The sequence below is a fragment of the Streptomyces flaveus genome (assembly GCF_014647675.1).
Classification (GTDB): Bacteria; Actinomycetota; Actinomycetes; order Streptomycetales; family Streptomycetaceae; genus Streptomyces; species Streptomyces flaveus.
This window is the reverse complement of sequence record NZ_BMPQ01000002.1, coordinates 720223-747221: the sequence shown is the minus strand read 5'-3', so window position 1 is coordinate 747221 and position 26999 is coordinate 720223. Positions and strand designations below refer to the sequence as shown.

Sequence of the window (26999 nt, the reverse complement as noted above, 5' to 3'; positions counted from 1 at the left end):
CCCCCGGCAGCCCCACCGAGGACGGGCTGCGCCTGCTCGCGGGCCTGGGCACGGACGGCGGTGACGCGCATCCCACAGTGAACGTCCAGGTCCGCGAGCAACTCGACGACGCCCACCCACCGCCGGGAATGCCTCAACACTGACGGCTTTCCGGTCCCTGGCCTACTTGCGGCTGGTGACACGCTTCCTGCTCACGCTGTTGCTCCCCACGTGCCGGGTTGCTGTCTCGTGCGGCTGTCGGCGTGGCTTGTGGCTGTGTCGCGCTTCTCGCTCAGGAGCCCCCTGGCAGGAGGCATGTCCGGTGGTGTTCGAACGGGCTGGACGAGATGGCAGATTTACGGATGCCGGGATGGTTGCTGGGGTGGAGGTCAAAGCGGCCGCCACGGTCAAGGACAGCGACTTCGCGGGCGGAGTGGTGATCAACCTGGGGAAGCGGTCCTACACCTACGAGGACCGGCTGCACGTGCTGCCCCTCGGCACGCTGTGGCGCTGACGACCGCATCCGCCAGCAGAGACGCCTCGCGGAATGCCATCCAACCGGGTCCCCAATGCATGGTTTCCGGCGGCTGGATCCTGGCTGGATACACCCCGATTCTCCGGTGTTTTCGCAGGTTGAAACCCTGGGGTGGATGTTCCGCTTCAACGTGTAGTGCCTGGTTCCTTGATCGGCTGAAGTGGCTGGTCAGGGTAGGAAACCCCAGGTCAGGGGCCAGATCTTCGGGTCTGGCCCTTTCCTGTTTTCTCCGGCTGATTCCGGGCTTTTCCGGGGAGCGTGCTGACTTGGTGCTGACCCGCCGACGGGGTTCTGAGGCCCGCTGACCTGGGCTGCGCGAGGGGCGAGGCCCTCCTGGCGTGTCCACGAGCTGAGTCGCGATGCCGGTCGAGCCGCTCGGTGAGCACACCCCGCGAAGTAGAGGATTCGCTACACTTCAGGTGTGAAGGAGTGGGAGATCCGTGTAACGGATGAGTGCCTGACCTGGATCCATGGATTGGAAGAAGGGTCCAAAGCGCAGGTCGTCGACTCCATTGACCGCTTGGCCGATGGCGGTCCGGGGATGGGGCGACCGCTCGTCGACCGGCTGGAGGGCTCCGTGGTGCACAACCTGAAGGAGCTGAGACCCGGGTCGGCGGGGCGGTCGGAGATCCGCATCATCTTCGCGTTCGATCCGTGGAGGTCGGCGATCCTGCTGCTCGGTGGCGACAAGTCGGGGAACTGGTCCGGCTGGTACAAGCAGGCCATTCCGCGGGCGGAGGAGCTGTACGCGGAGTACCTGAAGGAACGGGAAGCGGAGGAAGGGGAGAAGCGATGACGGGTTACCGGAAGTGGAGCGATGTCCGGGCCGAGGTGGTGTCCGGGGCCGGTGGCGAGGAGGAGGTGGCACGGGCCCGGAAGCGGAACCAGGCGTACATCGACGGCCACCGGCTGGCCGACCGGCGCGCGGCGCTGGCACTGACCCAGGCCGAGCTGGCCGAGCGGATGGGGGTCACCAAGAGCAGGGTGTCGCAGATCGAACGGGGCGAGGTCTCCACGGTGGAGGCGATTGCGCGCTACGTGGAGGCGCTGGGCGGCAGTATCCAGATCTCCGCGGTCTTCGGTGACGATCTCTGCATTCTGCGGGGGGCGGACCCGCACGTTGCCTGACCGGCGCCACTGTCGGCCCTGGGGTGACGTTTCGGCGCGCTGTGGGACAGCGATCAGCCAAGCCGAAACACGCCAGTCGAAGAGCCCCCGTCAGTCTCCATCATGGCCGGCGGGGGCTCTGCGCTGTCCGGGTGTCCGGTGACATGCGCGAGTTCGGGACGGGGGAGCGGGTGAATGGGACGTTCTCCCAGTGGCCGTACGCGGCCCGGTGCGATCACCATCAGGACAGGCTTCAAGGGACAGAACAGTCCTCAAGTGACTCCGCTGGAGTCCGAAGAGCCAGAATCAGAGGCTGGAGAAGGTACCTGAGCGGTTGACGAATCACCTGCGCGCCGCGATGTCCCGTGCCGCGATGTACCCGAACGTCATCGCGGGTCCGATCGTCGAGCCCGCGCCCGCGTAACTGCGGCCCATGACGGCGGCGCTGGCGTTTCCCGCCGCGTACAGCCCAGGGATCACCGAGCCGTCCGGGCTGAGAACCCTCGCCCGGGCGTCGGTGAGCAGACCGCCCTTGGTACCGAGGTCGCCCGGAACGATCCGGAAGGCGTAGTAGGGGGCCAGCCACAGCGGTGCCAGGCCGGAGTTGGGGCGGACGGAGGGGTCCGTGTAGTAGTGGTCGTACGCGCTGTCGCCGCGCCCGAAGTCGGTGTCGTCGCCGCTCCTGGCAAGGGAGTTGAAGCGGTCGACGGTGGCGCGCAGAGCGGCCGCGGGTACGCCGATCGAGGTGGCCAGCGCGTCCAGTGTCCACGCCTTGTGGACGGCGCCCGACTCGTACCAGGCGTCGGGGAACACGAAGGTCGGCGCCACGTCCTTGAAGAGGTAGCGGTTGCGGTAGTTCTGGTCGACGATCAGCCAGGCGGGGATGTGCGAGGCGTTCGGGGTGTCGCGGTCGTACATGGTGTGCACGACATCGCTGTACGGGGCGGCCTCGTTGACGAAGCGCGCTCCGGCCGCGTTGACGAGGAGCCCGCCGGGCAGGGTGCGTTCGGCGAGGCAGAAGTACGGCTGGCCGGGGAGCGGGATCGCAGGGCCCCACCACGCGTCGTCCATCAATTCCAGCGCCGCGCCTGCCCGTTCACCGGCCCGGATACCGTCGCCGGTGTTCTCCTTGGCGCCGACCGTCCACTGGGTGCCGATCGGCTGCTCCTGGTACCGCTCGCGCATGGCCGCGTTGTGCTCGAAGCCGCCCGAGCCGACGATGACGCCCCGGCGGGCACGCAGCAGTCCGGGTACGCCGTTCCTGGTGACGACCGCGCCGGTGACGGCGCCGTTCTCCCTGTACAGATCGGTCAGCGGCGTGTTCAGCCACACGGGCACGTCGGCCGTGAGCAGTCCGGCGCGCAGCCCCGCCGCCAGTGACTGCCCCATGGTGAGTGGCTTCTGGCCCAGCAGCGCCGCCTTCGTCCCCCGGGCCAGGCACTCGGTGGCCACGGCGAGCCCCTTCGCGCTGACCGCGGAAAGGACGAGCCACTTGTAGTCGGCGCTGAAGACGACCATGCCGGCGGGGACCGTCATGTACGCCGGGTTCAGGCGGGCCAGCTCCGCACCCAGGATGTTCCCGTCGAGCTGGTCGGGCTCGATGGAACGGCCTTGCGCCAGCCCGCCGGGCAACTCCGGGTAGTAGTCGCTGTAGCCCTCCATCCACCGGAAGCGCAGCGGGCTGTTGGCCATGACGAAGGAGAGCATGGCGGGCCCATGGTCGAGGAAGGCCTTCTGCCGGTCGACCGGGACGTCGTCGCCGACCACGGCCGCGAGGTAGGTGGCGGCCTTCGCCGGGGTGTCGGGCACCCCGGCGGTCAGGATGACGGAGTTGTTCGGGATCCAGATGCCCGCGCCGGAACGGGCCGCCGAGCCGCCGAAGGTGGCCGCCTTCTCCACGACGACGCACGTCAGGCCCTGCTTGGCGGCGGTGAGCGCGGCCGTCATGCCGGCGACTCCGGAGCCGACGACCACGACGTCGTACGTGCCGAGGAGGGGCAGGTCGGCGGCGTCGGCGGCGTTGGCGTAGGGGCCGCCGGGATACGGCAGCCCGCCGGCGAGGGCGAGCCCGGCGCCGGCGGCACCGATCACACGGCGGCGCGAAGGGGCGGAGAGCGACGTACGTCTGACGGGATCGGCGTGGGTGGACATGGCAGGTCTCTCCAGTCTGGTCAGGGAAAGGGAGGCCGTGCTGTGCTGCCCGGGAACACGAAGGGCCCCGGTGCCCCGTTTCTGATGCAGAGTCAGGAATGTGACGCGGGAACCGGGGTGAAGTCAAGGGGTACGCCACCCCCAGCGGCGTACGCCATGCGGAGCCCGGTGCTCCTGCCCCGCATCCGCCGGCCCCTGCCCGGCATCCGACCGAACCGGACCGCAATGACGCGCCGGCGGCGGCGGGCTGAGTCGGCCTCGGCGGCGGACACCACGTCGTTCAGGACAACGACGGCAGCGTTTCCTTCACGCGAGTACGCCCCCGGCATTGGGCGTTTCATCTCCGTCGACCCCCTCATGGACCGGGCGAACCCTCCAGTAGCTCAACGGCCGCAGTGACTCTCTTCGGTGGCACTGGGAGCACTCCGGTGCATGCGGTTTGCCGCGGACACCGGCCTGGGTGGGGCAGGAGCACGAACCGTCAGCCGGTCAGGAACCGAACTCGTCGTCGCGGGTCTCCGGCAGGGCGAGCAGGCACAGGAGACTCAGCAGGCAGAGCCCGCCGGTGTAGAAGCCGAGGACGAGCGGGGAGTCCCAGTGGCTGTTCAGCCAGGTGGCGATGCTCGGGGCGAAGCCGCCGCCGAGGGTGTTGGCGAGGATGAAGGTGGCGGAGGCTCCGGTGTAGCGCAGGCGGGCGGGGAAGAGTTCGGCGAGGAAGGCCGCCATGGGGGAGAACATCAGCGCCAGCAGCATGAGTCCGACGGTGTAGGCGCCGGTGATCACCAGGGCGTTGCGTGAACTCAGCGAGGCGTACATCGGCACGGCCCACACCACACTGCCGATGGCTCCGGTGAGCATCACGGGGCGGCGGCCGATCCGGTCGGCCAGCCTGGCGACCGGGAGGGTGACGGCGATTCCGGCCGCCGCGCCGATGCTCGCGGCGGTCAGCATCGTGTTCCGGGGGATGCCGAGCGACTGCGGCGCGTACGACAGGCTGTAGACGATCGTCAGGTAGTAGACGGCCGAGCCGCCGATCGCCGCGCCGGTGCCGAGCAGCAGGCGGCCGGGGTGCTGCTTGAGGAGCGTACCGAGCGGAAAACGGGACACAGGTGCGGGTGTCGTAGGGCCGGCCGCCGAGCTGAACACAGGTGACTCGGAGACCGTCGACCGCACCCACAGGCCGATCACGAAGAGCACGATGCTGAGCAGGAACGGGATCCGCCAGGCACCGTCCGCGAAGCCGTCCTGGCCCGCGATGTTGAGGGTGGGCAGGATGACAGCGGTGGACAGCAGGAAGCCGAGCGACGGGCCGACATTCGGGATGGCGGCGTACAGCGCGCGGCGCCCGGGCGGGGCGTGCTCCGCGGCGAGCAGCACCGCCCCGCCCCACTCACCGCCCATGCTCACGCCCTGCAGCAGACGGAGCGTCACCAGCAGTACGGGAGCGAGGAGTCCGGCGGACTCGTACGTCGGCAGCAGTCCGACGCCGACCGTCGCCACGCCCATCAGCAACAGCGAGATGACCAGGGCCTGCCGACGGCCCAGCCGGTCACCGATCGTGCCGAACAGTACGACGCCGAGGGGGCGGGAGAGGAAGGCCGCGGCGAACGTGAGGAACGCGGCCAGGGAGGAAGCGGTGGCATTGCCGGAGGGGAAGAAGGCGGGTCCGAGGACGAGCGCGGCGGCGGTGCCGTACACGGCGAAGTCGTAGTACTCGATCGTGGTGCCGACCAGGCTCGCGACGGCGACCCGCGACGACTGGCCCTTCGCTGCCGCCGATGGTGCCGCGGCCGGTCTGGGGCCGGCGGTCTCGGGAACGGTCTTGGAAGTCGAATCGGGCATGGGGGATCACTTCCGGTACGCCCGGAGCGGGGGAACGGTCCGGGTCCAGGTGGGGGACGGCCTCGCATGTAACACGAACCGGAGTGCGCCTGTCACCCTAATCCCGGGAATTCAATTCCAACAAGGTTGCCGCCTCGTCCGATTTACCGAACAAGGTCGCCGGGATCCACGAAAGAATAAGAACTCGTTGACACGTGGCATCAACAAATAGGGCCTCGATGCGGCTGCGGGCAGGGAGAGGCCGCCTCGGTGCATATGCAGCACACTGCACCCACCTTCTGGTGATTTACTGCACAAAACCCCCACGATCACCACACCTCGACGCCGTCAACCCTGTCATTCCTGTCAATTCCCTATCAATATTAATGCAGGTTACGGCATAGAAATTCATCGGTTATCGCATCTTGCCAACCGGAGATCGTCCATGAATGCTTACGCGGGATCGAACTTGAAAGTTCTACGACCCTCGTTTTTCGGACACCGGAACCCCAAACGGGATGATGCTGTTCGGCTTTCCGAAGTGTTCGATCGAAGTCGCTGCCGGACCTTTGCCATGCAGCCTTTGGGCTGGGAGGGCGCATTATTCATGCTGAAAACTGGCAAGCCATTGCGTCTACGAAGACTGTCGTTGGCGGGTGATGGCCGATACCTGTTCGTCCCGCTCGACCACAGCGTGTCGGACGGCCCGCTCGTCCCCGCCGGCCAATGGGACGATCTGTTGCGGGCGCTGGTGGCCGGCGGGGCCGACGGGATCATCGTCCACAAAGGACGTGCCCGTGCCCTCGCGCCGGAGGTCATCAGAAGCTGCGCGCTGGTGGTGCACCTGAGCGCCAGCACCGCCTGCTCCGCCGATGTCGATGCCAAGGTGCTGGTCGGCGACGTCGAGGAGGCGCTGCGGCTCGGCGCGGACGCGGTCAGCGTCCATGTGAACATCGGCTCGGACACCGAGGGCCAGCAGCTCGCGGATCTGGGGGCGGTGGCCCGCTCCTGCGACGACTGGGGCATGCCGCTGATTGCGATGATCTACCCGCGGGGCCCCCGGATCGAGAACCCGCGCGATCCCGCCCTCCTCGCACATCTGGTCAATGTCGCCGCGGACCTGGGTGCCGACATGGTGAAGACCTCTGTCGCTCTGCCGCTCGAGCGGATGGCCGAGGTGGTGGCGCACAGCCCCATCCCCGTCCTGGCGGCCGGAGGGCCGCCGGACGGCTCCGACCTCATCGAGTACGGCACCGCGGTGATGGCCTCCGGCTGTCAGGGGCTGGCCGTCGGTCGCCGGATCTTCTCGGCCCCCTCACCCACCTCTCTGGTGGCCGGGCTCGCCGCGGTCGTGCACGGCCGCGGCGCGGACGGCACCACGCCGGGGGACACCGGGCAGGCGACGCATCCAGACGGAACGACTAATGGCATGGGCATGACTCATTACTCGACGATCGGAGCAGGTGTCGCATGAGGTTCGCGTGGATCGATCTCCGTGAAGTCCCACGGCCGCAGCTCCAGGCAGTGGTGGACGCGGCCATCCACACCCGGATGGCCGGGGTCCTGGCCACCGATGCCGAGCTGCTCGGAACGCTGCCCCCGACCATCACCCGGGTGCTGGTCGCCGCGAGTCCGGCCACGGCCGGCGCGAAGAAGCCGGGCGACAAGGAGGTGCAGGGCACCGGGGGCACGAAGGATGCCAAGGACCCCAAGGGTGCCAAGGAGACGAAGTCCTCGGTCGACGCCACCTCCCCGGCCGGAGCCGGAATCGACGTCCTGCTGCGGCAGTTCAGCACCCAGGACGAGCTGGACGCGCTCGCCGCCGACAACCGTGCCGCCGGTGGCACGCCCGTCGTCGGCCTCATCGACGTACGGGACGACCGCACCCTGCAGCTGTCGTGCGCGGGCGCCGTGGCGCTGCCGTACACCGTCATCCACTTCGCCGACCCGACCAAGATCCCTCTGGAGATCGTGCTCGCCGCAGCGGACTCCGCCGACGGCAAGCTGGTGACCGTCGTCGACGACCTGGAGGAGGCCGCGATCGTCTTCGACGTTCTCGAGCGCGGCTCGGACGGCATCCTTTACGCGCCCCGCAGTGCCGACGAGGTGTTCGCGCTGGCACGGCTGCTGGAGGCCACCACACCCCAGCTGGAGCTGTCCACGCTGACCGTGGAGAGCATCCGGCACGTCGGGCTCGGCGACCGGGTCTGCGTGGACACCTGCTCGCACTTCGACGAGGACGAGGGCATCCTCGTCGGCTCGTACTCCTCCGGGTTCGTGCTCTGCTGCAGCGAGACCCACCCGCTGCCGTACATGCCGACCAGGCCGTTCCGGGTCAACGCCGGTGCCCTGCACTCGTACACGCTGGGGCCCGACAACCGCACCAGCTACCTGAGCGAGGTCGGCTCCGGGATGGCCCTGCTGGCGGTCGGCGCCGATGGCCGCACCCGGCGGGTCGTGGTCGGCCGGGCCAAACTCGAATCCCGGCCGCTCCTCGAGATCCGCACCCACGCCGAGGACGGACAGCTGGTCAGCCTGACGGTGCAGGACGACTGGCACGTACGGGTGCTCGGCCCGGGAGGGAAGGTCCTCAACGTCACCGAACTGCAGACCGGCGACGAACTGCTCGGCTATCTGGCCCAGGACAAGCGCCATGTGGGCCTGCCGATCGGCGAGTTCTGCAAGGAGGTCTGATGGGCGAGCCAGTGGACCTCGTGGATGACGCGGACGACGAGATGGGTCCTTTCGTCCAGCGGCTGTTCGACGCACGGGACGACGGCCTGCCGTATCTGACGCACCAGCAGGAGACCGTCACCCGGGGCGAGTTGCGGGAACGGGTCGCCAAGCAGGCCGCGGTGTTCGCCGGATACGGCATCGGTCCTGGCAGCACGGTGGGCCTGCGGACACCGCCCAGCTTCACCCAGGTCGAGGTGCTGCTCGCGCTGTGGCGGCTGGGCGCCCAGGTGCTGCTCTTCGACTTCCGGCTCAAACCGGCCGAGGTGGAGGCGCTCTGCGCGTCCTGCCGGCCGCAGTTCATGGTCAGCGCCGGCGTCAACGTCCGGGCGACGTTCGGTTTCCGGCCCGAGTACGAGGTCGTCACCGAGTGCCGTGGCACCGGCCGGGCCGCCACCACCGGACACCGGCTTGTCCAGTTCAGCTCGGGCTCCACCGGGAAGCCGAAAGTGATCGGCAGGACTGCCCGCTCGCTCGCCGCCGAGGTGGAACGGTTCGCCGCGATCCTCGGGATGCCGGGGGAGGGCGACCGGCTGCTGCTGCTCAGTTCGACTGCGCACAGCTTCGGTCTGATCGCCGGTCTGCTGCATTCGCTGGCGGCCGGTGTCTGTGTGGTCTTCGCGCCCCGGGTCTCGGCGCGCGACATCCTGCGCACCGCGGTGGAGCACCGGATCACGGCCCTGTTCGGGGTGCCGATGCACTACGAACTGCTCGCCGCCGCCATCGATCCCCCCGAACTGCCCGAGCTGCGGGTCGCGGTGTCGGGCGGCGAGCTGATGCCTCCGGCCATCGCGGCACGGTTCGCCGAACGGTACGGCGTGCCCGTCGGCGAGTCTTACGGGACCACGGAGACCGGAGTCGTCGCCATGGACGCCGGCGGCACATCGCGGCCATCGGTCGGCCGGGCCGCACCGGGTGTGGTGCTGCGGGAGCACAAGGGCGAACTGGACGTCGCCCTCGAGGAGTCGCCGTACCTCTTCGACTCGGGCGGTACGCAGTACGCGGACGGCTGGCTGCACACCCGCGACCGGGCCACGGTGGACGGCACCGGAGCGGTCCGGCTGCACGGCCGCGCCGACTCCCTCGTCGTGATCGGCGGGCTCAAGGTGGACCTCACCGAAGTCGAGAACGTGATCCGCGAGCACCCGGCGGTCGAGCAGGCGGTCCTGGTCCACGAGGGCATGACCGAGGCGTACGTCGCGGTCGCGGACGGGCAGGAGCCTCCCTCCGCCGAGGAGCTGCTGCGCTGGTGCCGGGAGCGGCTGGCCGACTACAAGCTGCCGCGGGTGATACGGGTCCTGGAGGCCTTGCCTCGTACGTCCAACGGGAAGCTGGTCCGCGATGCGGCAGCGCTCCGCTGGGTGAGCCAGGGTAGCGCCGGTTGTTAGTCGGCTGCGGGCACGTCGTGGCTGGTCGCTCCCCCACTCTCGGCTGCGCTCGAGCGGGGGGACCCCCATCGCGGCGGAGCCGCACATGTCACAGCCCCGCGCCCCTTCGGGGCTCAACTCACTCACGTGAACCCCTCAATGGAGATTCTGATCATGAGTACATCAACCTTGGAAGACGAGATCCGCGAGTTCGTCCTGACCTCTGTCATCGACGAGATGAACATCCTGACGAGCCGCGACGGCATCACGGACGAGAGCCCGGTGACCGTCGGCGGGCTGGATGTGGACTCACTGAGCCTGATCGAGCTCACCCTGCGGCTGGAGTCGCGGTTCGGCGTGGAGATCCCGGACACCGACATCGAGCCGCTGGCCTCCCTGACCCTCGGCGGACTCGTCGCCGAGGTCGTCCGACGCGGTGCGAAGGCATGAGCGCGGGAGCCACGGCGAGCGACGCGGACTCCTCGCTGTCCGCCATCACCACCGACACCGTCCGGGAACTGCTGTCGGACCGCAAGATCTTCCCCGGGCTGCCCGACGACCTCGGCGAGGACGCCGAACTGGTCCTGGACTCCCTCGGATTGGTGTGGCTGCTGCACGTGGTGGAGGAGCGCTACGGCCTGGTCGTGGAGCCCACCGACGAGGACATCGCCGGGCTGACCTCGCTCCGGCGGCTCACTGGGTTTCTGCGCGCCGCCCAGACGGACCGGGCGGAGGGGGGCGGCCGCGATGAGCGGTGAGGTGACGGTGACCGGATTCGGCGTACGCACCGCGTTCGGTACGGGTGCCGAGGCCCTCCGGCGCGGGGTCTTCGCGGGAGTCCCCTCGTTCGGACCCACCACGAGGTTCGACACCGGCCCGTACCGTACACCGATGGCGGCCGCCGCCCCGGACGGGCCCGACGCGGTCGAGGACTGGGCGCTGCGGCACGCGCTCGCCCAGTGCGGCGCGGAAGCCCTCGACATGGCCGGCCTGAGCCCGGGCACGGAGGCGGCGGTACTGCTCGGCGTCGCCGGGGACCACACCAGCGTCACCCGCTATTGGCGAACCGCCGCCGACTCCCCGTCCCCGCCCCCGTCTCCAGAGTCCGTCCCGGACGGGGCGGACGGTCCAGGCGGTGCGGACGGCACAACAGCCCGGTACGCCGACGCCGTGCCCGCGCACCTCGCCGAGTTGCTGGCCGGCGGCCTCGGGCTCACCGGGCCGCGGCTCACCTTCACCAATGCCTGTGTCGCCTCCGCCGCCGCGATCATCCACGCGTGCCGGCTGATCTCCTCCGGCCGGATCGACACGGCGGTCTGCGCGGGCGGATACCTGGTGGAGGAGGAGACCTTCGGCAAGTTCGACTCCGGCCGGGCACTGTCCCGCGACGGCATGGTGCGCCCGTTCAGCGCCGACCGCAGCGGGCTGCTGTTGGGCGACGGGGTGGCGGCCGTCGTGCTGGAGTCCGCCGAGCACGCCCGGCGCCGCGGTGCCCGGCCGCTGACGACCATCGCGGGCTGGGGCGCGGCCACGGACGCCCACCACATCGCCCAGCCACACCCGGAGGGAGTCGGCCTGGCCCGCGCGGCACGCCAGGCGCTGCGGCTCGCCGGCGACCCGGACGGCGCGATCCTCGGCTATGTCAACGCCCACGGCACCGGCACCAAGTACAACGACGGTGCCGAGACCCGCGGGCTGCGAGCCGCCTTGCCGGAGCGGGCCGAGTCGATACCGGTCAGCTCCACCAAGAGCACCACCGGCCACCTCCTGGAAGCGGCGGGCGTCGTGGAGTTCGTGATCACGATGCTGGCCCTGATGGACGGCGTACTGCCGCCGACCGCCGGATACGGCCGCCCGGACCCCGAATGCGACCTGGACTACGTACCGAACCAGCCGCGCCAGGCCGACCCGCGCCGGGCCCTCACCATCAACGCCGCCTTCGGGGGCGCCAACACCGCACTCGTGCTGGAGCGGCCATGACGACCGAGAAGACGGTACTCCGCTCGCCCCTCGGCATCCTCGCGACCGCCACCGCGACCCACGGCACCGGGCGGTCCGAGGGCGCCACAGGTAAGACGGCCAACGCAGACATCCCGCTGCCGCGACTGCCCGGCTTCGTGGAGTCGGTCTTCAGCCCGCTGGCGTACGAGGTCAGCAGGCAGTGCCTGACCGAACGGCCCGGGGACGGCTCACGTACCGCCGTGGTGCTGGCCACCCTGATGGGGGACACCACGACGGCGGACCTGGCCAGTAGGCGCATGGTCTCCGGGCGGGTCCACAACCCGCTGCTGTTCATGCAGGCCACCGCCAATGCCGTACTGGGCTATACGAGCCAGGAGTTCGGGATCACCGGGCAGACGTTCAGCCTCTCCGCCCTCGACGACCCGCTGGCCGAACTGCTGGCCATGGCCGATCTGCTGCTGGAGGACCCGGAGCTGGACCGGGTCCTGGTACTGGGCGTGGAGCTGGGCGGCAGCGAGCGTCTGGCCGCCGCGTACCGGGAACTGGCCGCCGACAGCGGCCGCCCGGTCCCGGACCTGCCCGCGACCGCCGGCCTGGCGGCGGCGGTGCTGCTGGGCCGTCCCGGAGGCGAGGCACCGGTACCGGTGTCGGTCCGGTCGGCCGAGGCGTACGACGCCGACGACACAGGGGCGGCCGGGCATCCCGGAAGCATCCAGGGCCTGTTCGACCTGGCCGCCGCCCACCGGCGACTGCTTCGGGACGGCGGCAGCCACCTCCTGGTGACCGAGCCCCGGTCGCCCGCATTCATGCTCACCGCTGGCGCCGAAGCAAGGAACGAGACGGAGAACCATGCTCATCAGTAGGCAGGAGCGGGCTCGGATCTGCTCCGACACCGAACTCGGCGCCGGCAACATCCTGGAGCGCCTGAAGGCGTACGGCCGCCCGCTCGACGAGCCCGTGCTGCGGACGGACGGCAACTGGCAGGCGCCGGACGGCAGCCGGCCCGAGGTGCTGACGCTGCGTCAGCTCTGTGAGGCCGTCGAGACGTACGCGGGCTGGTACGCGGCCCACGGCGTGGCACCCCGCGACCCGGTCGCCGTGCACTCCCACTCCAGTGCCGAGAACGCGGTGAACTACCTGGCCCTGACGTCTCTCGGCGCGATCCCCTCGCTCGTCAACGGCAACCTGCGCCCCGAGATCGCCCGCGAGTACGTGCGCCGTCAGGGTGCGGTGGGCGCGTTCACGGACGCCGAGCACCACTCCGTGCTGTCGGGCCCGGAGCCGGGGCTCGGCTTCTGCGTGACCGCCGACGGGATCGGGCCGGAGTTCCGCGGGCGGCTGCCGCAGTCGTACCCGTACCGGCACGACCCCAGCGACCCGGTGATCATCTCGCACTCCTCCGGAACCACCGGTATGCCCAAGGGAGTGCCGCACACCCACCGGACGCTGATGTACTCGCAGGTGCACCGGCTGCGCTACTCCACCGGAGCCGACATGGCGCGCACCCTGGTGGCGCTGCCGGGACCGCACAACGCCTCCATCGCGACTCTCCTGTACTGCCTGCTGCTGCGCGCGGACATCAAGCTGCTCTCCAGCCAGCGCGGCACCGAAGTGCTCGACGCCATCGAGGAGTTCCGGCCGAGCACGGTACTGGCCTTCGCCGGAACCTTCGGTGAGATGGCCGGGGAGGACCTGGCGGCCCGTGACCTGTCCAGTGTCGAGGTGTGGTTCAACACCGGCGACGCGGCGCACGAGGCGCACATCCGGGCCCTGGTGCGGTACGGCCAGCACGAGGAGATCAGCAGGGACGGCGGGGTTCTGCGCCGCAGGCGGGTCGAGGGTTCCGTCTTCATTGACGGGCTCGGCTCCTCCGAGGTCGGCCACTCGATCTTCCACAACCGGCACACCAAGGACACCTCCGCGTACTCGCGCTGCATCGGCAAGCCGTTCAGCTTCGCCGAGGCCGCCGTGCTCGCCGAGGACGGCACCCCGCTGCCGCCCGGGGAGATCGGCCGCCTCGGCCTGAAGTCGCCGACGATCACGCCCGGTTACTGGAACGACTCGCTGACCTGGAACCGGATGCGGTTGGGCGGCTACTGGCTTCCCGGGGACCTCGCCTACCAGGACGAGGAAGGCAACTTCTACCACCTGGACAGGGCGACCGACGCCATCCGGACCCGCGACGGAATCCTGTTCAGCACCCGCACCGAGGAACTGCTGCTGCGGGAGCTGCCCGAACTGGCCGACTGCACCGTCGTCGGGGTCGCCCCGGCCGGCGTACGAGCCGACTGGGACGGCGACGGAGAGGCCGAGGCGTACGCGCTGCTCCAGCTCACGCACGACGGCGCCGACGACAAAGACGGCGACGAGGCGTGGACCGGGCGGGTCAACGCGGTCCTGTCGGGCGCCGGTTTCCCTCCGGTGACCCGGGCCGTGCCGATGAAGTCCGACGACGTGGCCAAGGGCGCCACCGGCAAGGTTCTGAAACGCGTGATGCGCGACCGCTTCGCCGCCAAGGAGCTCGCATGAGTACGGAAACGGGTGCCGGCGAAGTCAACCACCGCGCCCGGGCGTCGGAGGCGTACCGGCTGTGGTGGCAGCACGACGCCAACTGGTACCAGGGAGTGGCCGCGCGGTTCGGGCAGCAGGCCGCGAACGAGATCAACGCCGAGGCGATGCGCAAGGTCGCCCTCAAGGTCGCGCAGCAGGTCGCACGCCGGAGCGGCCCGCTCCCCGGCACCGGCGACAGCGGCAAGGACCTGGAGGAGCTGCGCCGCCGCTACGACGACTGCGGGGACCGCATGTTCCCGCCGGAACTGCGCAACGCCTCCACCGAGGTGGAGGGCGACGACCTGATCGTGCTCACCCTGCGGCGGAACTTCGCCATCACCATGGTGCGCATGTCCGGTTCGCTGGAGGGCTACCAGTGCCCGTGCACCGATATCCACGCGGGCTGGTCCGAGGGACTCGGCGTGACCCTGACGGAGAACCGGGCCGAGAGCTGTCTGCGGGACGGGGACAAGGCGTGCCGCCTGCTGATGCGGGTCGCCACTCCTGTCGCTACTCCTGTCGCTTCTGGCGGGGAGGGCTGAGCCGTGCGGGTGCTGGTCGCCGGGGCCACCGGAGTGGTCGGACATCCGCTGGTGGGCGCGCTGCGGGCGCGAGGACACCAGGTGAGCGCGCTGGTACGTGAGGAGTCCCGGGCCGGGGCCCCGGAGGCGGACGCGGTCGTGGCCGCCGACGCCCTCGACCGTCAGGCCCTGCTGTCGGCGGTGTCGGCCGCCAGGCCCGAGGTGGTCGTCCACCAGATGTCGGCGCTGCGGCTGCTGCGCGACGACCCCGCGGGGGCCTTCGCGCTGACCGCGCGGCTGCGTACCGAGGGCACCGCCAACCTGGTCGCGGCGGCCCGGGCGGCCGGTGCGCGGCGGCTGGTCGCGCAGTCCATCGCCTTCGCCGCCGCACCGGCCGGGGATCCGGTCCTCGACGAGGAAGCGCCTCTGTACGTGGACGCCCCCGACCCCGGCTGGGCCGCCACCGTACGGGCCGTCGCCGAGCTGGAGCGGCTGGTCCTGGGCGGCGGCCCGGATCTCGCGGGCGCGGTGTTGCGGTACGGCACGCTGTACGGCGCCGGGACCGCATACGCCCGTGACGGCGGGACCGGGCAGCGGGTGCTGGCCGGGAAGCTTCCGCTGCCCGAGGGCGGCTCCGGGATCATGTCGTTCCTGCATGTGGAGGATGCCGCGGGGGCAGCGGTGGCGGCCGTGGAGTCGGATGCCACCGGGGTCTTCCACGTGACGGACGACGACCCGGCCCCGGCCGCGCAGTGGCTGCCGCTCTACGCCCGCGCGCTGGGCGGCCCGCCCCCGCGCACGGTCCCGGCGGCGATGGCGCCCCGGCTGCTCGGCTGGTTCATGGCCCACCAACTCACCGCGGCGCGCGGCGCGGCCAACGACCGGGCCCGTGCGGCGCTGGGCTGGAAGCCGCTGCGGCCGAGCTGGCGCGACGGGCTGGGCGGGGAATGACCGAGCCAGGACTGACCGGGCCGGCACAGAGCGGGCCCGGTGACGCCCTCGTCATCTGTGTGATCGGTGCCGGTCCACGCGGGCTCTCGGTCCTGGAGCGGATCTGCGCCAACGCCGACGGCACCTCCGGGACCACCCGTCCGGTCTTGGTCCACCTCGTCGACCCGTACCCGCCCGGCGCGGGCGCGGTGTGGCGTACCGATCAGCCGGACGAGCTGCTGATGAACACGGTCGCCTCCCAGGTGACCCTGTTCACCGACGACAGCGTGGACTGCGTGGGGCCGTCGGTGCCGGGGCCCAGCCTGTACGAGTGGGCGCGCATGGTCAGCCAGGGAGCGTTCGCCGAGGGCTGCCCGGACCGGGTCCTGGACGAGGCGCGGCGGCTCGGCCCGGACACCTACCCGACCCGGGCATTCCACGGCCACTACCTGAAGTGGGTGTTCCGGCACCTTCTGCGCACCGCCACTCCCCGAGTGACGGTCCACACGCACCGGGCGACCGCGGTCGCGCTGGACGACGCCCCGGACGGGCGGCAGACGGTGACACTGGAGGACGGCGGCCTGCTGTCCGGGATGGACGCGGTGGTCCTGGCCCTCGGCCACGGGGAGCTGACCCCGAGCCAGGAGGAACGGGAGCTGCGCTCCTTCGCCGACCGGCACGGCCTGGCCCATGTGGGTCCCGCCAACCCGGCCGACGCCGATCTGAGCGGCATCCCGCCGGGCACGCGGGTGGCTCTGCGCGGTCTTGGGCTGAACTTCTTCGACCAACTGGCGCTGCTCACCGAGGGCCGCGGAGGCACGTTCAAGGAGAGCCAGTCCGGACTCGTGTACCTCCCGAGCGGCAACGAGCCGGTCCTGTACGCCGGTTCGCGGCGCGGTGTGCCGTACCACGCCCGGGGCGAGAACGAGAAGGGCGCACTCGGCCGCCACCATCCCCGGTTCCTGACCCCGGAGGTCATCGCCGCGCTGCGGCGGCCGGCGGACGGCGGGCAGCCCGTCACCTTTCGCCGTGACATCTGGCCGTTGATCGACCGGGAGGTCCGCACCGTCTACTACGAGGCGTGGATCCTGGCCGCCCACGGGCCCGGGGCCGCCGATGAGTTCGTACGGTCCTGTCTTGCCGGGGCCAGTCCTGCCGGGGCCGGGGAAGCGGCCCTGCTCGACCGGTACGCGGTGCCGCCCGGTGAGCGGTGGGACTGGCAGCGGATCGAGCGTCCGTACGGCGAGCGGACCTTCGCCGGCCGGGACGACTTCCGGCGCTGGCTGCTGGACCACCTGCGGCGGGATGTCGCCGAGGCCCGGCTGGGCAATGTGAGCGGGCCGCTGAAGGCCGCGCTGGACGCCCTGCGGGATCTGCGCAACGAGATCCGGCTGGTGGTCGACCACGGCGGTGTCTCCGGTGAGTCGTACCGTGCCGAACTGGACGGCTGGTACACGCCGTTGAACGCGTTCACCTCGATCGGTCCGCCTGCCTTCCGGATCGAGCAGCTGATCGCGCTGATCGAGGCCGAAGTGCTGCACATGGTCGGTCCGCGGATGCGGGTGCGGCCCTCGGCACGCGAAGGCGGTTTCCTCGTGGACGCGGAGCTGGTGTCCGCGCCTCCGGTACTGGTGAGCGCACTGGTCGAGGCGCGGTTGCCCGTTGTCGATCTGCGGCGGAGCACGAATCCGCTGCTGCGGGGGCTGCTGACGGCCGGCCAGTGCGGCCCGTACCGGCTGACCGGCTGGGAGACGGGTGGACTCGCTGTGACAGGGAGCCCGCCCCGGCTTGTGGACGCGGCGGGCCGGGCGCATCCGCGCCGGTTCGCCTTCGGGGTGCCGACGGAGGGCGTGCGCTGGGTGACGGCGGTCGGCATCAGGCCGGGCGTCGGCTCGGTGACGCTGGAGGACTCGGACGCGATCGCACGGGCGGCTCTGCGGCTGGCGGGGAAAGAACTGCCGCTGTCCGCAAGCACTTTGACCGTACGTCAGACACCAGGCGCAGGGGGCCGAAGAGCGTGAACGGGATGTCTGTGGGCACCGACGCGGGCCTGCTCGCCCCGACCTGGGCGGGCACGCCCGTCGCGGCCGAGGTGACCGACGAGGCATGGCTGCAGGCGATGCTGGACGCCGAAGTGGCGCTGGCCCGGGCCCAGCACGCCGTCGGGCTGACGCCCGCCGCGGCGGTGGAGGCGATCGCCTCGGTGGCCCACGCGGACCGCCTCGACCTGGTCGCCCTGGCCCATGCGGCCCGGGCCGCGGCCAACCCGGTCGTCGCGCTGGTGAGCGCCTTCACCGAGGTGGTCGCCGCCAGGGACGTGGCAGCCGCCGAGTACGTGCACCGCGGGTCGACCAGCCAGGACATCCTCGACTCGGCGGCCATGCTGATCGCCCGCAGAGTGCTCGGCCTGATCGCCGCCGACCTGGAACGCACCGGCGCCGCCCTGGCCGCGCTGGCCGACACCCACCGCCACACCGTCCTGGCCGGGCGCACCCTGGCCCAGCACGCGGTGCCCACCACCCTCGGCCTCAAGGCAGCGGGCTGGCTCCAACTCGTCGCCGACGCCCTGGCCCGGGTCCGTACGGTCGCGTCCGCGCTGCCGGCCCAACTCGGCGGCGCGGCAGGCACGCTGGCCGCGTACCGCGAGTACGCGGCCTTGGACGGCGGGGCGGGTGAGGGCGGCGTGGAACTGCTCGCCCCCTTCGCCGAGGCACTGGGGCTGGCCGAACCGGTGCTGCCGTGGCACACCGTGCGCACTCCGATCGCCGAACTGGGCGCGGTGCTCCAGCTGGTCACCGGAGCGCTCGGGAAGTTCGCGCTCGATGTGCAGACGCTGTCCCGTACCGAGATCGGCGAGGTGTCCGAGCCCGCAGCCGCGGGACGCGGCGCATCTTCGGCGATGCCGCAGAAGCGGAACCCCGCGCTCGCCACGCTGATCGTGGCGGCGGCCCGTCAAGTGCCCGCCCATGCCCTCGTACTGGCGCAGTGCATGCTCGCCGAGGACGAGCGGCCCGCCGGGGCGTGGCACGCGGAGTGGCAGCCGCTGCGGGAGGCGCTGCGGCTGGCGGGCGGGGCCACACACACGGCCGTCGAACTCGCGGAGGGGCTGATCGTCCACCCCGAACGGATGCTCGCCAATCTCGAACTGACCGGCGGCGCCATCGTCACCGAACGGCTGACGGTGGCGCTAGCCCCGGTGCTCGGCAAGGTACGGGCGAAGAAACTGCTGACCGCCGCCTCGGCCGAGGCCGCCGACACCGGGCGCACGATCGGCGAGGTGCTGTCCGGCCATCCCGAGGTGACGGCCCGGTTCACCCCCGACCAGCTGTCCGAACTGCTCGACCCGGCCCGCTACACGGGTGCCGCCGACGCGCTGGTCGACCGGGCGCTGCGCGGCTACGGGCACCTCGGCGACACCACGGACGGCGGAGGCATCCGATGAGCACCGTGAGCCCGACGGAAGAGAAGGCCGCGCCGTCCCGGTCGTGGCCCGTCCTGGTGGTCGTGGTCTGCGCCCAGATGCTGATCTGGCTGGACACCTCGGTCCTCAACGTCGCCGTCACCACCCTCGCCGACCCGGACGAGGGCCTGGGCGCGAGCCCCGCCGAACTGGAGTGGGTGGCGAGCGCCTACACCCTGGTCTTCGCCGGCACCCTCTTCGCGGGCGGCGCGCTGGCCGACCGTTTCGGCCCCCGTACCACCCTCATCGCCGGTCTGGCACTGTTCGGCGCGGCCTCCGGCGCCGGGGCGTTCGCCGGGAGCCCGGCCTGGCTGATCGTGGCGCGGGCCTTCATGGGCGCGGGCAGTGCGCTGCTGATGCCCGCGACCCTGTCGGTCATCGTGCAGAGCACTCCGGAGGAGAAACGCACCCGGGCGATCGCGATCTGGAGCTCGTCCAGCGGTCTGGGCGTAGCCGTCGGCCCGGTCGTGGGCGGGGCGCTGCTCAGCCACTTCTGGTGGGGTTCGGTGTTCCTGGTCAACGTGCCGATCGTGGCCCTGTGTCTGGCCGGGGTGGTGGCCGTCGTACCCGAACTGAAAGGTCCCCGGCGCCGGGTGCTCGATCTGCCGGGTATGGGCCTCTCGGTGCTCGGTCTCGGCGGCGTGGTCTACGGGATCATCGAGCTCGGCAACGGACGGACCTGGTACGGCCCGCACGTCCTCCTCCCCCTCCTCCTGGGCGGCGCACTGCTCACCGCCTTCGTGGCCGGTCAGCGCAGGTCCCCGGCCCCCAGCCTGGACCTACGGCTGTTCCGGCAGCCCGGGTTCACTGCCGGGAGTGTGGTGCTGCTGATCGCGTTCATGGCGCTGGCCGGGCATCTGTTCTACGCGGCCTTCTATCTCCAGGGGCCCCGCGGCCTTTCCCCCGCCGACGCCGGAACCGTGATGATCGCCGCCGCGGTCGGCATCGTCCTGGGCAGCCAGGCCTCCCCGGCGATGAGCCGACTGCTGTCGGCCCGGTGGACGGTCGCGGCCGGAGTCCTGGCCACGGCCGCGACGTACGTCGGTTATCTGTGGTTCGACGGACAGACCCCCATCCTGACCGTCGCCGCGCTGCTGTGGGTGCAGGGGTTCGGGATGGGTCTGGTCGGTACGCCGGTCACGGCCGTGATGATGAGCGGGGTGCCGCCGCATCTCGCGGGCGCCGGATCGGCCGTCAACAGCGTCACACGGCAGGTGGGCGGGACGCTCGGGGTGGCGATGGCAGGCTCGGTCCTCTCCGGGGTGTACCGGGCGCGGATGGCGGACGCCGAACTGCCCGGTGACGCACAGGGGTTGACGGCGGGCGCCGAAGAGCAGGCCCGGACCTCGGCCGAGGCGGCACGCTCGCTGGCCGGCTCGCTGCGCCTGCCGGAACTGGCGGCCACGGCCGACCGCGCCTTCCTCGACGCGATGTACGCGGCCACGTTCTGGACCGCCGTACTGGCCCTCGTCGGGTTCGCCGTGTGCGTCGTCGGGTTGCGCGCGCGGGACTTCAGCAGCGGGAACAACGGGAACAGCGGGACGGGAACATCGGAAGCGGGGAAAGCACAGGAACAAGGGCGGGGGACCGGGGCACGGTGACCTACCGGGGCGCTGACCCATCATCTGATTCCTCCGTGGATACCCGCGCCTTCAGGCGGGGGAGGAAACGGACTCCTGCGGAGCAGGGCAAGGGGCTGAGATTCGCCGCCAGGGCGGATCGCAGTGCTCTGACCCGCAGGTTTGAGCTTAAGCCCCAGCCCCGCTAGTTTGTGAGCGTGACCACGACGTGCGTGAAGCGGGCGTTCAAGTACCGCTTCCATCCGACCGATACGCAGGCAGCAGAGCTGTCGCGCACGTTCGGCTGCGTCCGCAAGGTCTACAACCTCGCCCTCGCCGCCCGTACGGAGGCGTGGGCGCGGCAGGAGCGGGTCAACTACAACGCCACCTCGGCGATGCTGACGGCGTGGAAGAAGACCGGGGAACTGGCGTTCCTCAACGACGTGTCGTCAGTGCCGTTGCAGCAGACGCTGCGGCACCTGCAGACCGCGTTCACCAACTTCTTCGGCAAGCGGGCCAAGTACCCGCGTTTCAAGTCGCGGAAGAAGTCGCGGAAGTCCGCCGAGTACACCACCAGCGGTTTCCGCTTCCGTGACGGCCGCCTGACCCTGGCGAAGATGAGCGAGCCGCTGGACATTGTGTGGTCGCGCCCGCTCCCGGAGGGGTCGCAGCCGTCCACGGTGACCGTGTCGCAGGACAGCGCGGGGCGCTGGTTCGTCTCCCTGCTGTGCGACGACCCGACGGTCAAACCGCTCCCGGCCACCGACGGCGCGGTCGGGGTGGATGTCGGCCTGGACCACCTGCTGACCCTCTCCACCGGAGAGAAGGCCGCCAACCCCAGGCACGAGCGCAAGGACCGCGCCCGGCTCGCGCTCGCTCAGCGCCGCCTCGCTCGCAAGGCCAAGGGCGACGGCGCCAACCGGGCCAAGGCCCGGCGCGAGGTCGCCAGGATCCACGCCCGGATCGCCGACCGCAGGCGAGACGGGCTGCACAAGCTGACCACTCGACTCGTTCGTGAAAACCAAACGATCGTGATCGAGGACCTGACCGTGCGCAACATGGTCAAGAACCGGAGCCTGGCCCGCGCCATCAGCGACGCGGCCTGGTCGGAGTTCCGGAGCATGCTGGAGTACAAGGCCGCCTGGTACGGGCGTGAGGTGATCGCCGTCGACCGGTGGTTCCCCTCCTCCAAACTGTGCTCCACCTGCGGCACCTTGCAGGACAAGATGCCGCTCAACGTCCGTACCTGGACGTGCGACTGCGGCACGACCCACGACCGGGACGTGAATGCCGCGAAGAACCTTCTGGCCGCCGGGCTGGCGGTGTCTGTCTGTGGAGCTGGTGTAAGACCTCAACGGAGTACTCCGGGCGGGCGGTCGGCGACGAAGCAGAAAACCCCACGGCGCGAGCCGTGAGAATCCCCCTCCTTCAGGAGGGGGAGAAGTCAACGAAGCGCACTCCGACCGTGAGGTCCTGGTACGCAGTCCAGAGGCTGCCGCGCTGCACCGGATGCTGGCCTCGGCCGTGGACGTGCGTACGGATGGTGCGGACGGACTGGTGGTGACCGGTCTGGAGGCGGCCGTGAGCGCGTCGCCGGTGCGCGGCCCCGGCCGGCGGCTCTCGCTGCGCGGTCCGGGCGGACGGCTCTCGCTGCGCGGCCGACTGGTGATCATCTCCCTGCTGCTGCTCGTAGTGGCCCTGCTCGGCAGCAATGCGCTGCTCGTCGCCTTGCTCCAGCGCAGCCTGGTGCACCAGTTGGACGGCCGGCTGCATACCGCTGCCAGGGTGGCGGCACGTCTGCCGGACCTGTCCGGCACACCCGGCGATACGGCGCCACAGGTGCGGGACACCGTGGAACGAGAGCTGACGGGAGACGTCCATCTGGCCTACCTCGACTCGGACGGGCGCGTACAGCGAGTCCTTCGGCCGGCTACCGCCAGCGCACCCGAGCTGCCGACGCTCGACGCGGCGGCGGTCGACGCACGCAGCGGACATCCCTTCGAAGCCCCGGCCGAGAACGGCGGCGCTGCCTGGCGAGTGATCGTCGTATCCGTGACCGCGCCGGACGGTGAGCGACAGGAGCAGCGGGCAGGGGCCGTCCAGGGCGGAAGCGTTGTCGTCGCCGGTTCACTCGCCCAGGTGGACGCGACGATCCGTCAGCTCGGCGTCCGGGTGCTCGTGATCGACTCCCTGGTGCTCGCGCTGCTCGGCGGGGTCGGGTGGTTCGCCGTACGCGCCGGGCTGCGTCCGCTGCGCCGGATCGAGACGACAGCCGCGGCCATCGCGGCCGGCGACCTCTCCCGTCGCGTCCCGAAGCCGGCCTCGACGCGAACCGAGCTGGGCCGCCTGTCCGCCGCGCTCAACGGCATGCTGGACCGGATCGAAGCAGGCGACGCCGCGCGGGCCGCCACCGCCGAACGCATGCGCCGCTTCACCGCGGACGCCAGCCATGAACTGCGTACCCCTCTCTTCGGCATCAAGGGCTTCACCGAGCTGTACCGGATGGGCGGCATGCCCGAACGCACCGACGTCGACGCCGCGATGAGCCGCATCGAGCGGGAAGCAGCCCGGCTCGTCCGGCTGGTGGAGGACCTGCTGCTGCTCGCTCGCCTCGACGAGGACGCCGCCGGTGCGGACCTGCCCCTCCGGCTCACCCCCATGGACCTGCGCACCCTGGCCGCCGACGCCCTGCACGACCTGCGCGCGCTCAACCCCGGCCGCCCGGTCTCCCTCACCGGCCCGGGTGGAGGCCCGCCCGGCGGCGCACCGGTCCTCGGCGACGAAGCGCGACTGCGACAGGTGACCTCCAACCTCGTCGGCAACGCCATCGCCCACACCCCGCCCGGCACCCCGGTACGGATCGGCGTCGGCGCCCAGGACGGCCTGGCGGTCCTGGAGTTGTCCGACGAAGGCCCAGGAATGTCACTCGAACAGGCCGCCCGTGCATTCGACCGCTTCTACCGCGCGGACAACGCCCGAGGCCGAGCCGAGGGAGGCGGAGCGGGCCTCGGCCTCTCGATCGTCGATTCCCTGGTGACAGCCCACCACGGCCGGATGGAGATCAACACGACCCCTGGCGCGGGCGCCACCTTTCGCATGCTGCTGCCGCTGCATCCCTAGCGGGACGGCGATCTCGTGGCGCTGGTGAAGCCGGGACGGTTCAGGTGACCAGGCCTTGGCGGTAGGCATAGACAACCGCCTGGACGCGGTCCCGAAGGTTCAGTTTGGTGAGGATGCGGGACACGAAGGTCTTGACCGTCTCCGGGCTGATCACGAGAGCTGCGGCGATTTCGCTGTTGGAGAGGCCGTCGGCGATGAGGCGAAGGACCTCCAGCTCGCGCGGGGTCAGCGGGATGTCGTTCGGGGCGCCCTCGGCGGGCCGGATACGGGCGGCGTACCTGCCCACGAGCCGGCGTGTCACCTCGGGGTCGAGCAGTGCCGCTCCCGTGCCCACGGTCCGGATGCCGTGCAGCAGTTGGGCCGGCGGTGCGTCCTTGAGCAGGAAGCCGCTGGCCCCCGCGCGCAGCGCTTCGTAGACGTACTCGTCCAGGTTGAACGTGGTCACCACGAGCACCTTGACGGGGCGCGGCACTCCCGCACCGGCCAGCAGGCGGGTGGCCTCGATGCCGTCGAGTACCGGCATGCGTACGTCCATCACCACGACGTCCGGGTGCACTTGGCCGGCGAGGTCGACCGCGGCCTGCCCGTCTCCGCACTCGCCGACCACCTCGAGGTCGGGCTGAGCGTCGATGATCGTCACCAGCCCGGTGCGGATCAGCACCTGGTCGTCACAGACCAGGACCCGGATCGGCGCGGTCACGACGGGCTCCCCGCAGGTATACGCGCCCGTACGACGAAGCCACCGGCCGTCTGCCGGCCCACGCTGAAGTCGCCGCCCAGGACGTCGACCCGTTCGCGGAGACCGGCCAGGCCCCGCCCGCTGCCGCCGGGGGAGGCGGCCTGCGAGCCGGAACCGTCCGTACTGACCTCCACGGTGATCTCCCTTTCGGCATGGCGCACCTGGACCGAAGTGCGGCTGCCGTGAGCGTATTTGAGGGCGTTGGTCAGGGCCTCCTGCACGACCCGGTAGGCCACGAGTTCGGCGCTGCCGGTCGACTCCGGCGGCGTGCCCTCCTCGGTGAAATCCACCGGCTGCCCGGCCCGGCGCGTCTGCTCCACGAGCGTGAGCAGTCGGCCGACGGCCGGTGTCCTGGCCTCGGCCTGGTGGTCGTTGCCGTGGTCGGGGTTGAGCAGGTCGAGCAGGTGCCGCAGGTCGGTGATGGCCCGCCGGCCGGTGTCGGTGACGGCGGTCAGGGTCTGGTCGAGGCGATCGGGCGCGGCGGTCAGGTAGCGCGCTGCCTCGGCCTGCACGACCATCGCCGTCACGTGATGGGTCACGACGTCGTGGAGCTCGCGGGCGATGCGAGTGCGTTCGGCGGTACGGGTGTCCTCGGCGATACGGCGGCGGCGTTCGGCCTCCGCGACCCGGGTGGAGCGCAGCCATGACCCGATGCCCCACGCGAGGACCAGCGCCAGGTAGAACATCACGAACCCGCTCAGCGGCTCGCCCGAACCGAGCCGGGAGAGCGCGACCGCCAGCGGCACGTACACCACGGAGAAGAGAAGCGCGGTGGTACGCCGGTGCCGTTCCAAATGGGACCCCACGCTCAGCAGCGCGATGGGCAGCGCGGTGCCCGCGAGCGAGTGGTAGCCGCGGAGCTGGTCGACGGCGAAGCCGAGCGACACCAGGGCGAGACAGACGACCGGCCACCGCCGGCGCACGGCGAGCGGGAGGCATTCGAGGGCGATCGCCACGACGGCCAGCGCGTCGAAGGGACGGGCCGGCACGCCGCCGAGCTGTGTCCCGTGGGTGTGGAACGCCGGCAGGAGCGATGCGGCGAGGCACAGTACCCCGAGCGGGAGATCTCGGACCGTGACGTCGGACCGGCGCCACCGATCCGGGACCCGTCGAAGGCTGATCATCGGGGGAGTTTAGCGGTGGCGTCGATCCGCTCGGCGCGCCGGCGGCGGGGCACCACATGGCCACGCCGGTAGGCCAGCCACATGAACGCGATCGTCGTCAGTACGCAGAACAGCACCGAGTACACACTTCCCTCCGGGCCGAAGTCGCCGCCGGTGAGCAGCGCCGGGCCCGACGTCGCGGAGTCCAGCAGTCCCTGGGGGGTGTCGTTGCCCGAGACCTCGGTGCTGAAGATGCCGGACGCGGCGAAGTTCCAGCCGAAGTGCAGGCCGATCGGTACCCACAGCTTGCGGGTGGCGACGTACGCGGCGGTGAGCATGCCGCCGGCCTCGATGGCGATGGCGGTGGCGCCCCACAGGCTGGCGTCCGGATTGAGCAGGTGCGACAGGCCGAACAGCGCACCGGTCAGCACCAGCGCGATCCATGTGCCGATGCGTTCTTCGGTGATGCGGAACAGGACGCCGCGGAACATCAGTTCCTCCGTCACCGCGGCGGCGGCCATGAAGCCGAACAGCCCCACCGCGCCCGTCACCGAGCCCAGGCCGTCGACCTCGTAGTACCCGGAGGTGAAGAGGTTCACCATGACGGCCCCGAACAGCGCGGCGCCGATCAGCGTTCCGCGGACTGTCGCGGCCGGGGCACCTTCCAGGGCCACCTCCGTGGACGGGCGGCGCTCGGTCCGCCGTACCACCCACCCGTAGACAAGCACCGCGAGCACGGCTGTCGGGACGCCGACGGCCAGCTGGAGCCACGGTTTGTCCTCCGCCGCGGCAAGCCCCTGACCACCGAGGAAAGCGACCGCCGCGACGGCCACGAGTTGCCAGACCAGCCTCATGAGAACTCCTACGCCAGATCCGCGACCGGAGTGCCGCGGGCTGTGCAGAAAGCTATGGATCCGACGGCCCGGAATCGTCACCACTCGGTGGACACCTGCGCGTAGCTCGCACGGGGGACAGATCCCACGGGCCGGCCTGCCGCCGCCCCTTATGGGGAAACCGCCGAATCCCTGACAGCTCGGCCCTCGCGCCGCCCTGGCCGCACGTTCCGGTCCCGTCGCCGGATGCCTGCTGGATGGACGAACCACCGGGCGAACGCTTCACCGCCTGCCGCATCACGCGCCGGCTGCCCGTGAAAGGCCCGCGTCGCCCATTCGCGCTCGCGGTGGACCACCCGCTTCGGTTTGGCGGGGATCTGCAAGAAGCGCTCCGTTCCATGGAAAACCTGATCAGGTGGTGCGTCGCGTTACCTAATCAGGTTGGCTCATGGCCGTGCCAGCTCCGCACCGCAGTGATGCGGGCCGCGACGAGGGCGGAGGCAGGGTCGGCTGTGGCCAGGGCGGTAAA

The 26999-nt window shown here is 70.9% G+C and carries 23 protein-coding genes; 18 read left to right on the top strand and 5 right to left on the bottom strand.

Annotated features, from left to right (window positions below; all coding sequences use genetic code 11):
• The first annotated feature begins 361 nt into the window (after window positions 1-361).
• The 3 genes from IEZ21_RS48390 to IEZ21_RS06690 all read left to right on the top strand — a co-directional run bounded on the left by IEZ21_RS48390 (window position 362) and on the right by IEZ21_RS06690 (window position 1642).
• Window positions 362-493 carry a hypothetical protein gene (locus IEZ21_RS48390; RefSeq protein WP_281399391.1) on the top strand — a complete coding sequence of 44 codons (132 nt, stop codon included), beginning with the start codon at window positions 362-364 and terminating at the stop codon, window positions 491-493.
• A 442-nt stretch (window positions 494-935) separates the two neighbouring features.
• Window positions 936-1310 carry a type II toxin-antitoxin system RelE/ParE family toxin gene (locus IEZ21_RS06695; protein WP_189320899.1) on the top strand — a complete coding sequence of 125 codons (375 nt, stop codon included), beginning with the start codon at window positions 936-938 and terminating at the stop codon, window positions 1308-1310.
• On the top strand, window positions 1307-1642 hold the full coding sequence (locus tag IEZ21_RS06690; protein WP_189320898.1) for a helix-turn-helix domain-containing protein: 336 nt from the start codon (window positions 1307-1309) through the stop codon (window positions 1640-1642). The genes IEZ21_RS06695 and IEZ21_RS06690 overlap by 4 nt, the downstream gene beginning before the upstream one ends.
• Window positions 1643-1963: 321 nt before the next feature.
• Here IEZ21_RS06690 and kstD read toward each other — a convergent pair whose 3' ends face one another.
• Both kstD and IEZ21_RS06680 read right to left on the bottom strand, forming a co-directional pair.
• The gene (gene kstD, locus IEZ21_RS06685; protein ID WP_189320897.1) at window positions 1964-3772 is read right to left on the bottom strand and encodes a 3-oxosteroid 1-dehydrogenase; all 1809 of its coding nucleotides are present in this window, start codon (window positions 3770-3772) and stop codon (window positions 1964-1966) included.
• 489 nt (window positions 3773-4261) lie between these two features.
• Window positions 4262-5614 (bottom strand): MFS transporter, encoded by a 1353-nt coding sequence (locus IEZ21_RS06680; protein WP_189320896.1) that lies wholly within the window; start codon window positions 5612-5614, stop codon window positions 4262-4264.
• Window positions 5615-6200: 586 nt separating this feature from the next.
• Here IEZ21_RS06680 and IEZ21_RS06675 point away from each other — a divergent pair.
• From IEZ21_RS06675 to IEZ21_RS06605, 15 genes are all read left to right on the top strand, one after another.
• Window positions 6201-7067: a 2-amino-3,7-dideoxy-D-threo-hept-6-ulosonate synthase gene (locus IEZ21_RS06675; RefSeq protein WP_189320957.1), complete on the top strand. Its 867-nt coding sequence runs from the start codon at window positions 6201-6203 to the stop codon at window positions 7065-7067.
• On the top strand, window positions 7064-8287 hold the full coding sequence (locus tag IEZ21_RS06670) for a 3-dehydroquinate synthase II family protein (RefSeq protein WP_189320895.1): 1224 nt from the start codon (window positions 7064-7066) through the stop codon (window positions 8285-8287). The genes IEZ21_RS06675 and IEZ21_RS06670 overlap by 4 nt, the downstream gene beginning before the upstream one ends.
• A complete protein-coding gene (locus tag IEZ21_RS06665; RefSeq protein ID WP_213089268.1) occupies window positions 8287-9714 on the top strand; it encodes a class I adenylate-forming enzyme family protein in 1428 nt (475 codons plus the stop codon). Before IEZ21_RS06670 ends, IEZ21_RS06665 begins: the two co-directional genes overlap by 1 nt.
• Window positions 9715-9867: 153 nt before the next feature.
• A complete protein-coding gene (locus tag IEZ21_RS06660; RefSeq protein WP_245685624.1) occupies window positions 9868-10143 on the top strand; it encodes an acyl carrier protein in 276 nt (91 codons plus the stop codon).
• Window positions 10140-10451, top strand: coding sequence for a hypothetical protein (locus IEZ21_RS06655; protein ID WP_033328120.1), 312 nt, complete (start codon window positions 10140-10142; stop codon window positions 10449-10451). The genes IEZ21_RS06660 and IEZ21_RS06655 overlap by 4 nt, the downstream gene beginning before the upstream one ends.
• A complete protein-coding gene (locus IEZ21_RS06650; RefSeq protein ID WP_189320894.1) occupies window positions 10441-11673 on the top strand; it encodes a beta-ketoacyl-[acyl-carrier-protein] synthase family protein in 1233 nt (410 codons plus the stop codon). The genes IEZ21_RS06655 and IEZ21_RS06650 overlap by 11 nt, the downstream gene beginning before the upstream one ends.
• Window positions 11670-12518 (top strand): beta-ketoacyl-[acyl-carrier-protein] synthase family protein, encoded by an 849-nt coding sequence (locus IEZ21_RS06645; RefSeq protein ID WP_189320893.1) that lies wholly within the window; start codon window positions 11670-11672, stop codon window positions 12516-12518. Before IEZ21_RS06650 ends, IEZ21_RS06645 begins: the two co-directional genes overlap by 4 nt.
• A complete protein-coding gene (gene avaA6, locus IEZ21_RS06640; RefSeq protein ID WP_189320892.1) occupies window positions 12505-14184 on the top strand; it encodes a 3-aminoavenalumate diazotase in 1680 nt (559 codons plus the stop codon). The genes IEZ21_RS06645 and avaA6 overlap by 14 nt, the downstream gene beginning before the upstream one ends.
• Complete coding sequence (locus IEZ21_RS06635; RefSeq protein ID WP_189320891.1) at window positions 14181-14747, top strand: hypothetical protein; 567 nt, start codon at window positions 14181-14183, stop codon at window positions 14745-14747. The genes avaA6 and IEZ21_RS06635 overlap by 4 nt, the downstream gene beginning before the upstream one ends.
• Window positions 14748-14750: 3 nt before the next feature.
• The gene (gene avaA7, locus IEZ21_RS06630; protein ID WP_189320890.1) at window positions 14751-15677 is read left to right on the top strand and encodes a 3-diazoavenalumate denitrifying reductase; all 927 of its coding nucleotides are present in this window, start codon (window positions 14751-14753) and stop codon (window positions 15675-15677) included.
• Window positions 15674-17677 carry an FAD/NAD(P)-binding protein gene (locus IEZ21_RS06625; RefSeq protein ID WP_189320889.1) on the top strand — a complete coding sequence of 668 codons (2004 nt, stop codon included), beginning with the start codon at window positions 15674-15676 and terminating at the stop codon, window positions 17675-17677. The genes avaA7 and IEZ21_RS06625 overlap by 4 nt, the downstream gene beginning before the upstream one ends.
• 5 nt (window positions 17678-17682) lie before the next feature.
• Entirely contained in the window at window positions 17683-19098 is a 1416-nt protein-coding gene (locus tag IEZ21_RS06620; protein WP_189320888.1) for a nitrosuccinate lyase, read from the top strand.
• Window positions 19095-20717 (top strand): MFS transporter, encoded by a 1623-nt coding sequence (locus tag IEZ21_RS06615; protein WP_189320887.1) that lies wholly within the window; start codon window positions 19095-19097, stop codon window positions 20715-20717. Before IEZ21_RS06620 ends, IEZ21_RS06615 begins: the two co-directional genes overlap by 4 nt.
• A 170-nt stretch (window positions 20718-20887) precedes the next feature.
• A complete protein-coding gene (locus tag IEZ21_RS06610; protein ID WP_213089267.1) occupies window positions 20888-22090 on the top strand; it encodes an RNA-guided endonuclease InsQ/TnpB family protein in 1203 nt (400 codons plus the stop codon).
• Window positions 22091-22184: 94 nt separating this feature from the next.
• Window positions 22185-23795: a sensor histidine kinase gene (locus IEZ21_RS06605; RefSeq protein ID WP_189320885.1), complete on the top strand. Its 1611-nt coding sequence runs from the start codon at window positions 22185-22187 to the stop codon at window positions 23793-23795.
• Window positions 23796-23835: 40 nt separating this feature from the next.
• On the opposite strand, the gene IEZ21_RS06600 is transcribed toward IEZ21_RS06605, so the two are convergent.
• Genes IEZ21_RS06600 through IEZ21_RS06590 form a run of 3 tightly spaced genes read right to left on the bottom strand, consistent with a single transcriptional unit; the run spans window position 23836 to window position 26491 of the window.
• Window positions 23836-24495, bottom strand: coding sequence for a response regulator (locus tag IEZ21_RS06600; RefSeq protein WP_189320884.1), 660 nt, complete (start codon window positions 24493-24495; stop codon window positions 23836-23838).
• Entirely contained in the window at window positions 24492-25658 is a 1167-nt protein-coding gene (locus tag IEZ21_RS06595; protein ID WP_189320883.1) for a sensor histidine kinase, read from the bottom strand. The genes IEZ21_RS06600 and IEZ21_RS06595 overlap by 4 nt, the downstream gene beginning before the upstream one ends.
• A complete protein-coding gene (locus tag IEZ21_RS06590; protein WP_189320882.1) occupies window positions 25655-26491 on the bottom strand; it encodes a CPBP family intramembrane glutamic endopeptidase in 837 nt (278 codons plus the stop codon). The genes IEZ21_RS06595 and IEZ21_RS06590 overlap by 4 nt, the downstream gene beginning before the upstream one ends.
• Window positions 26492-26999: the final 508 nt, after the last annotated feature.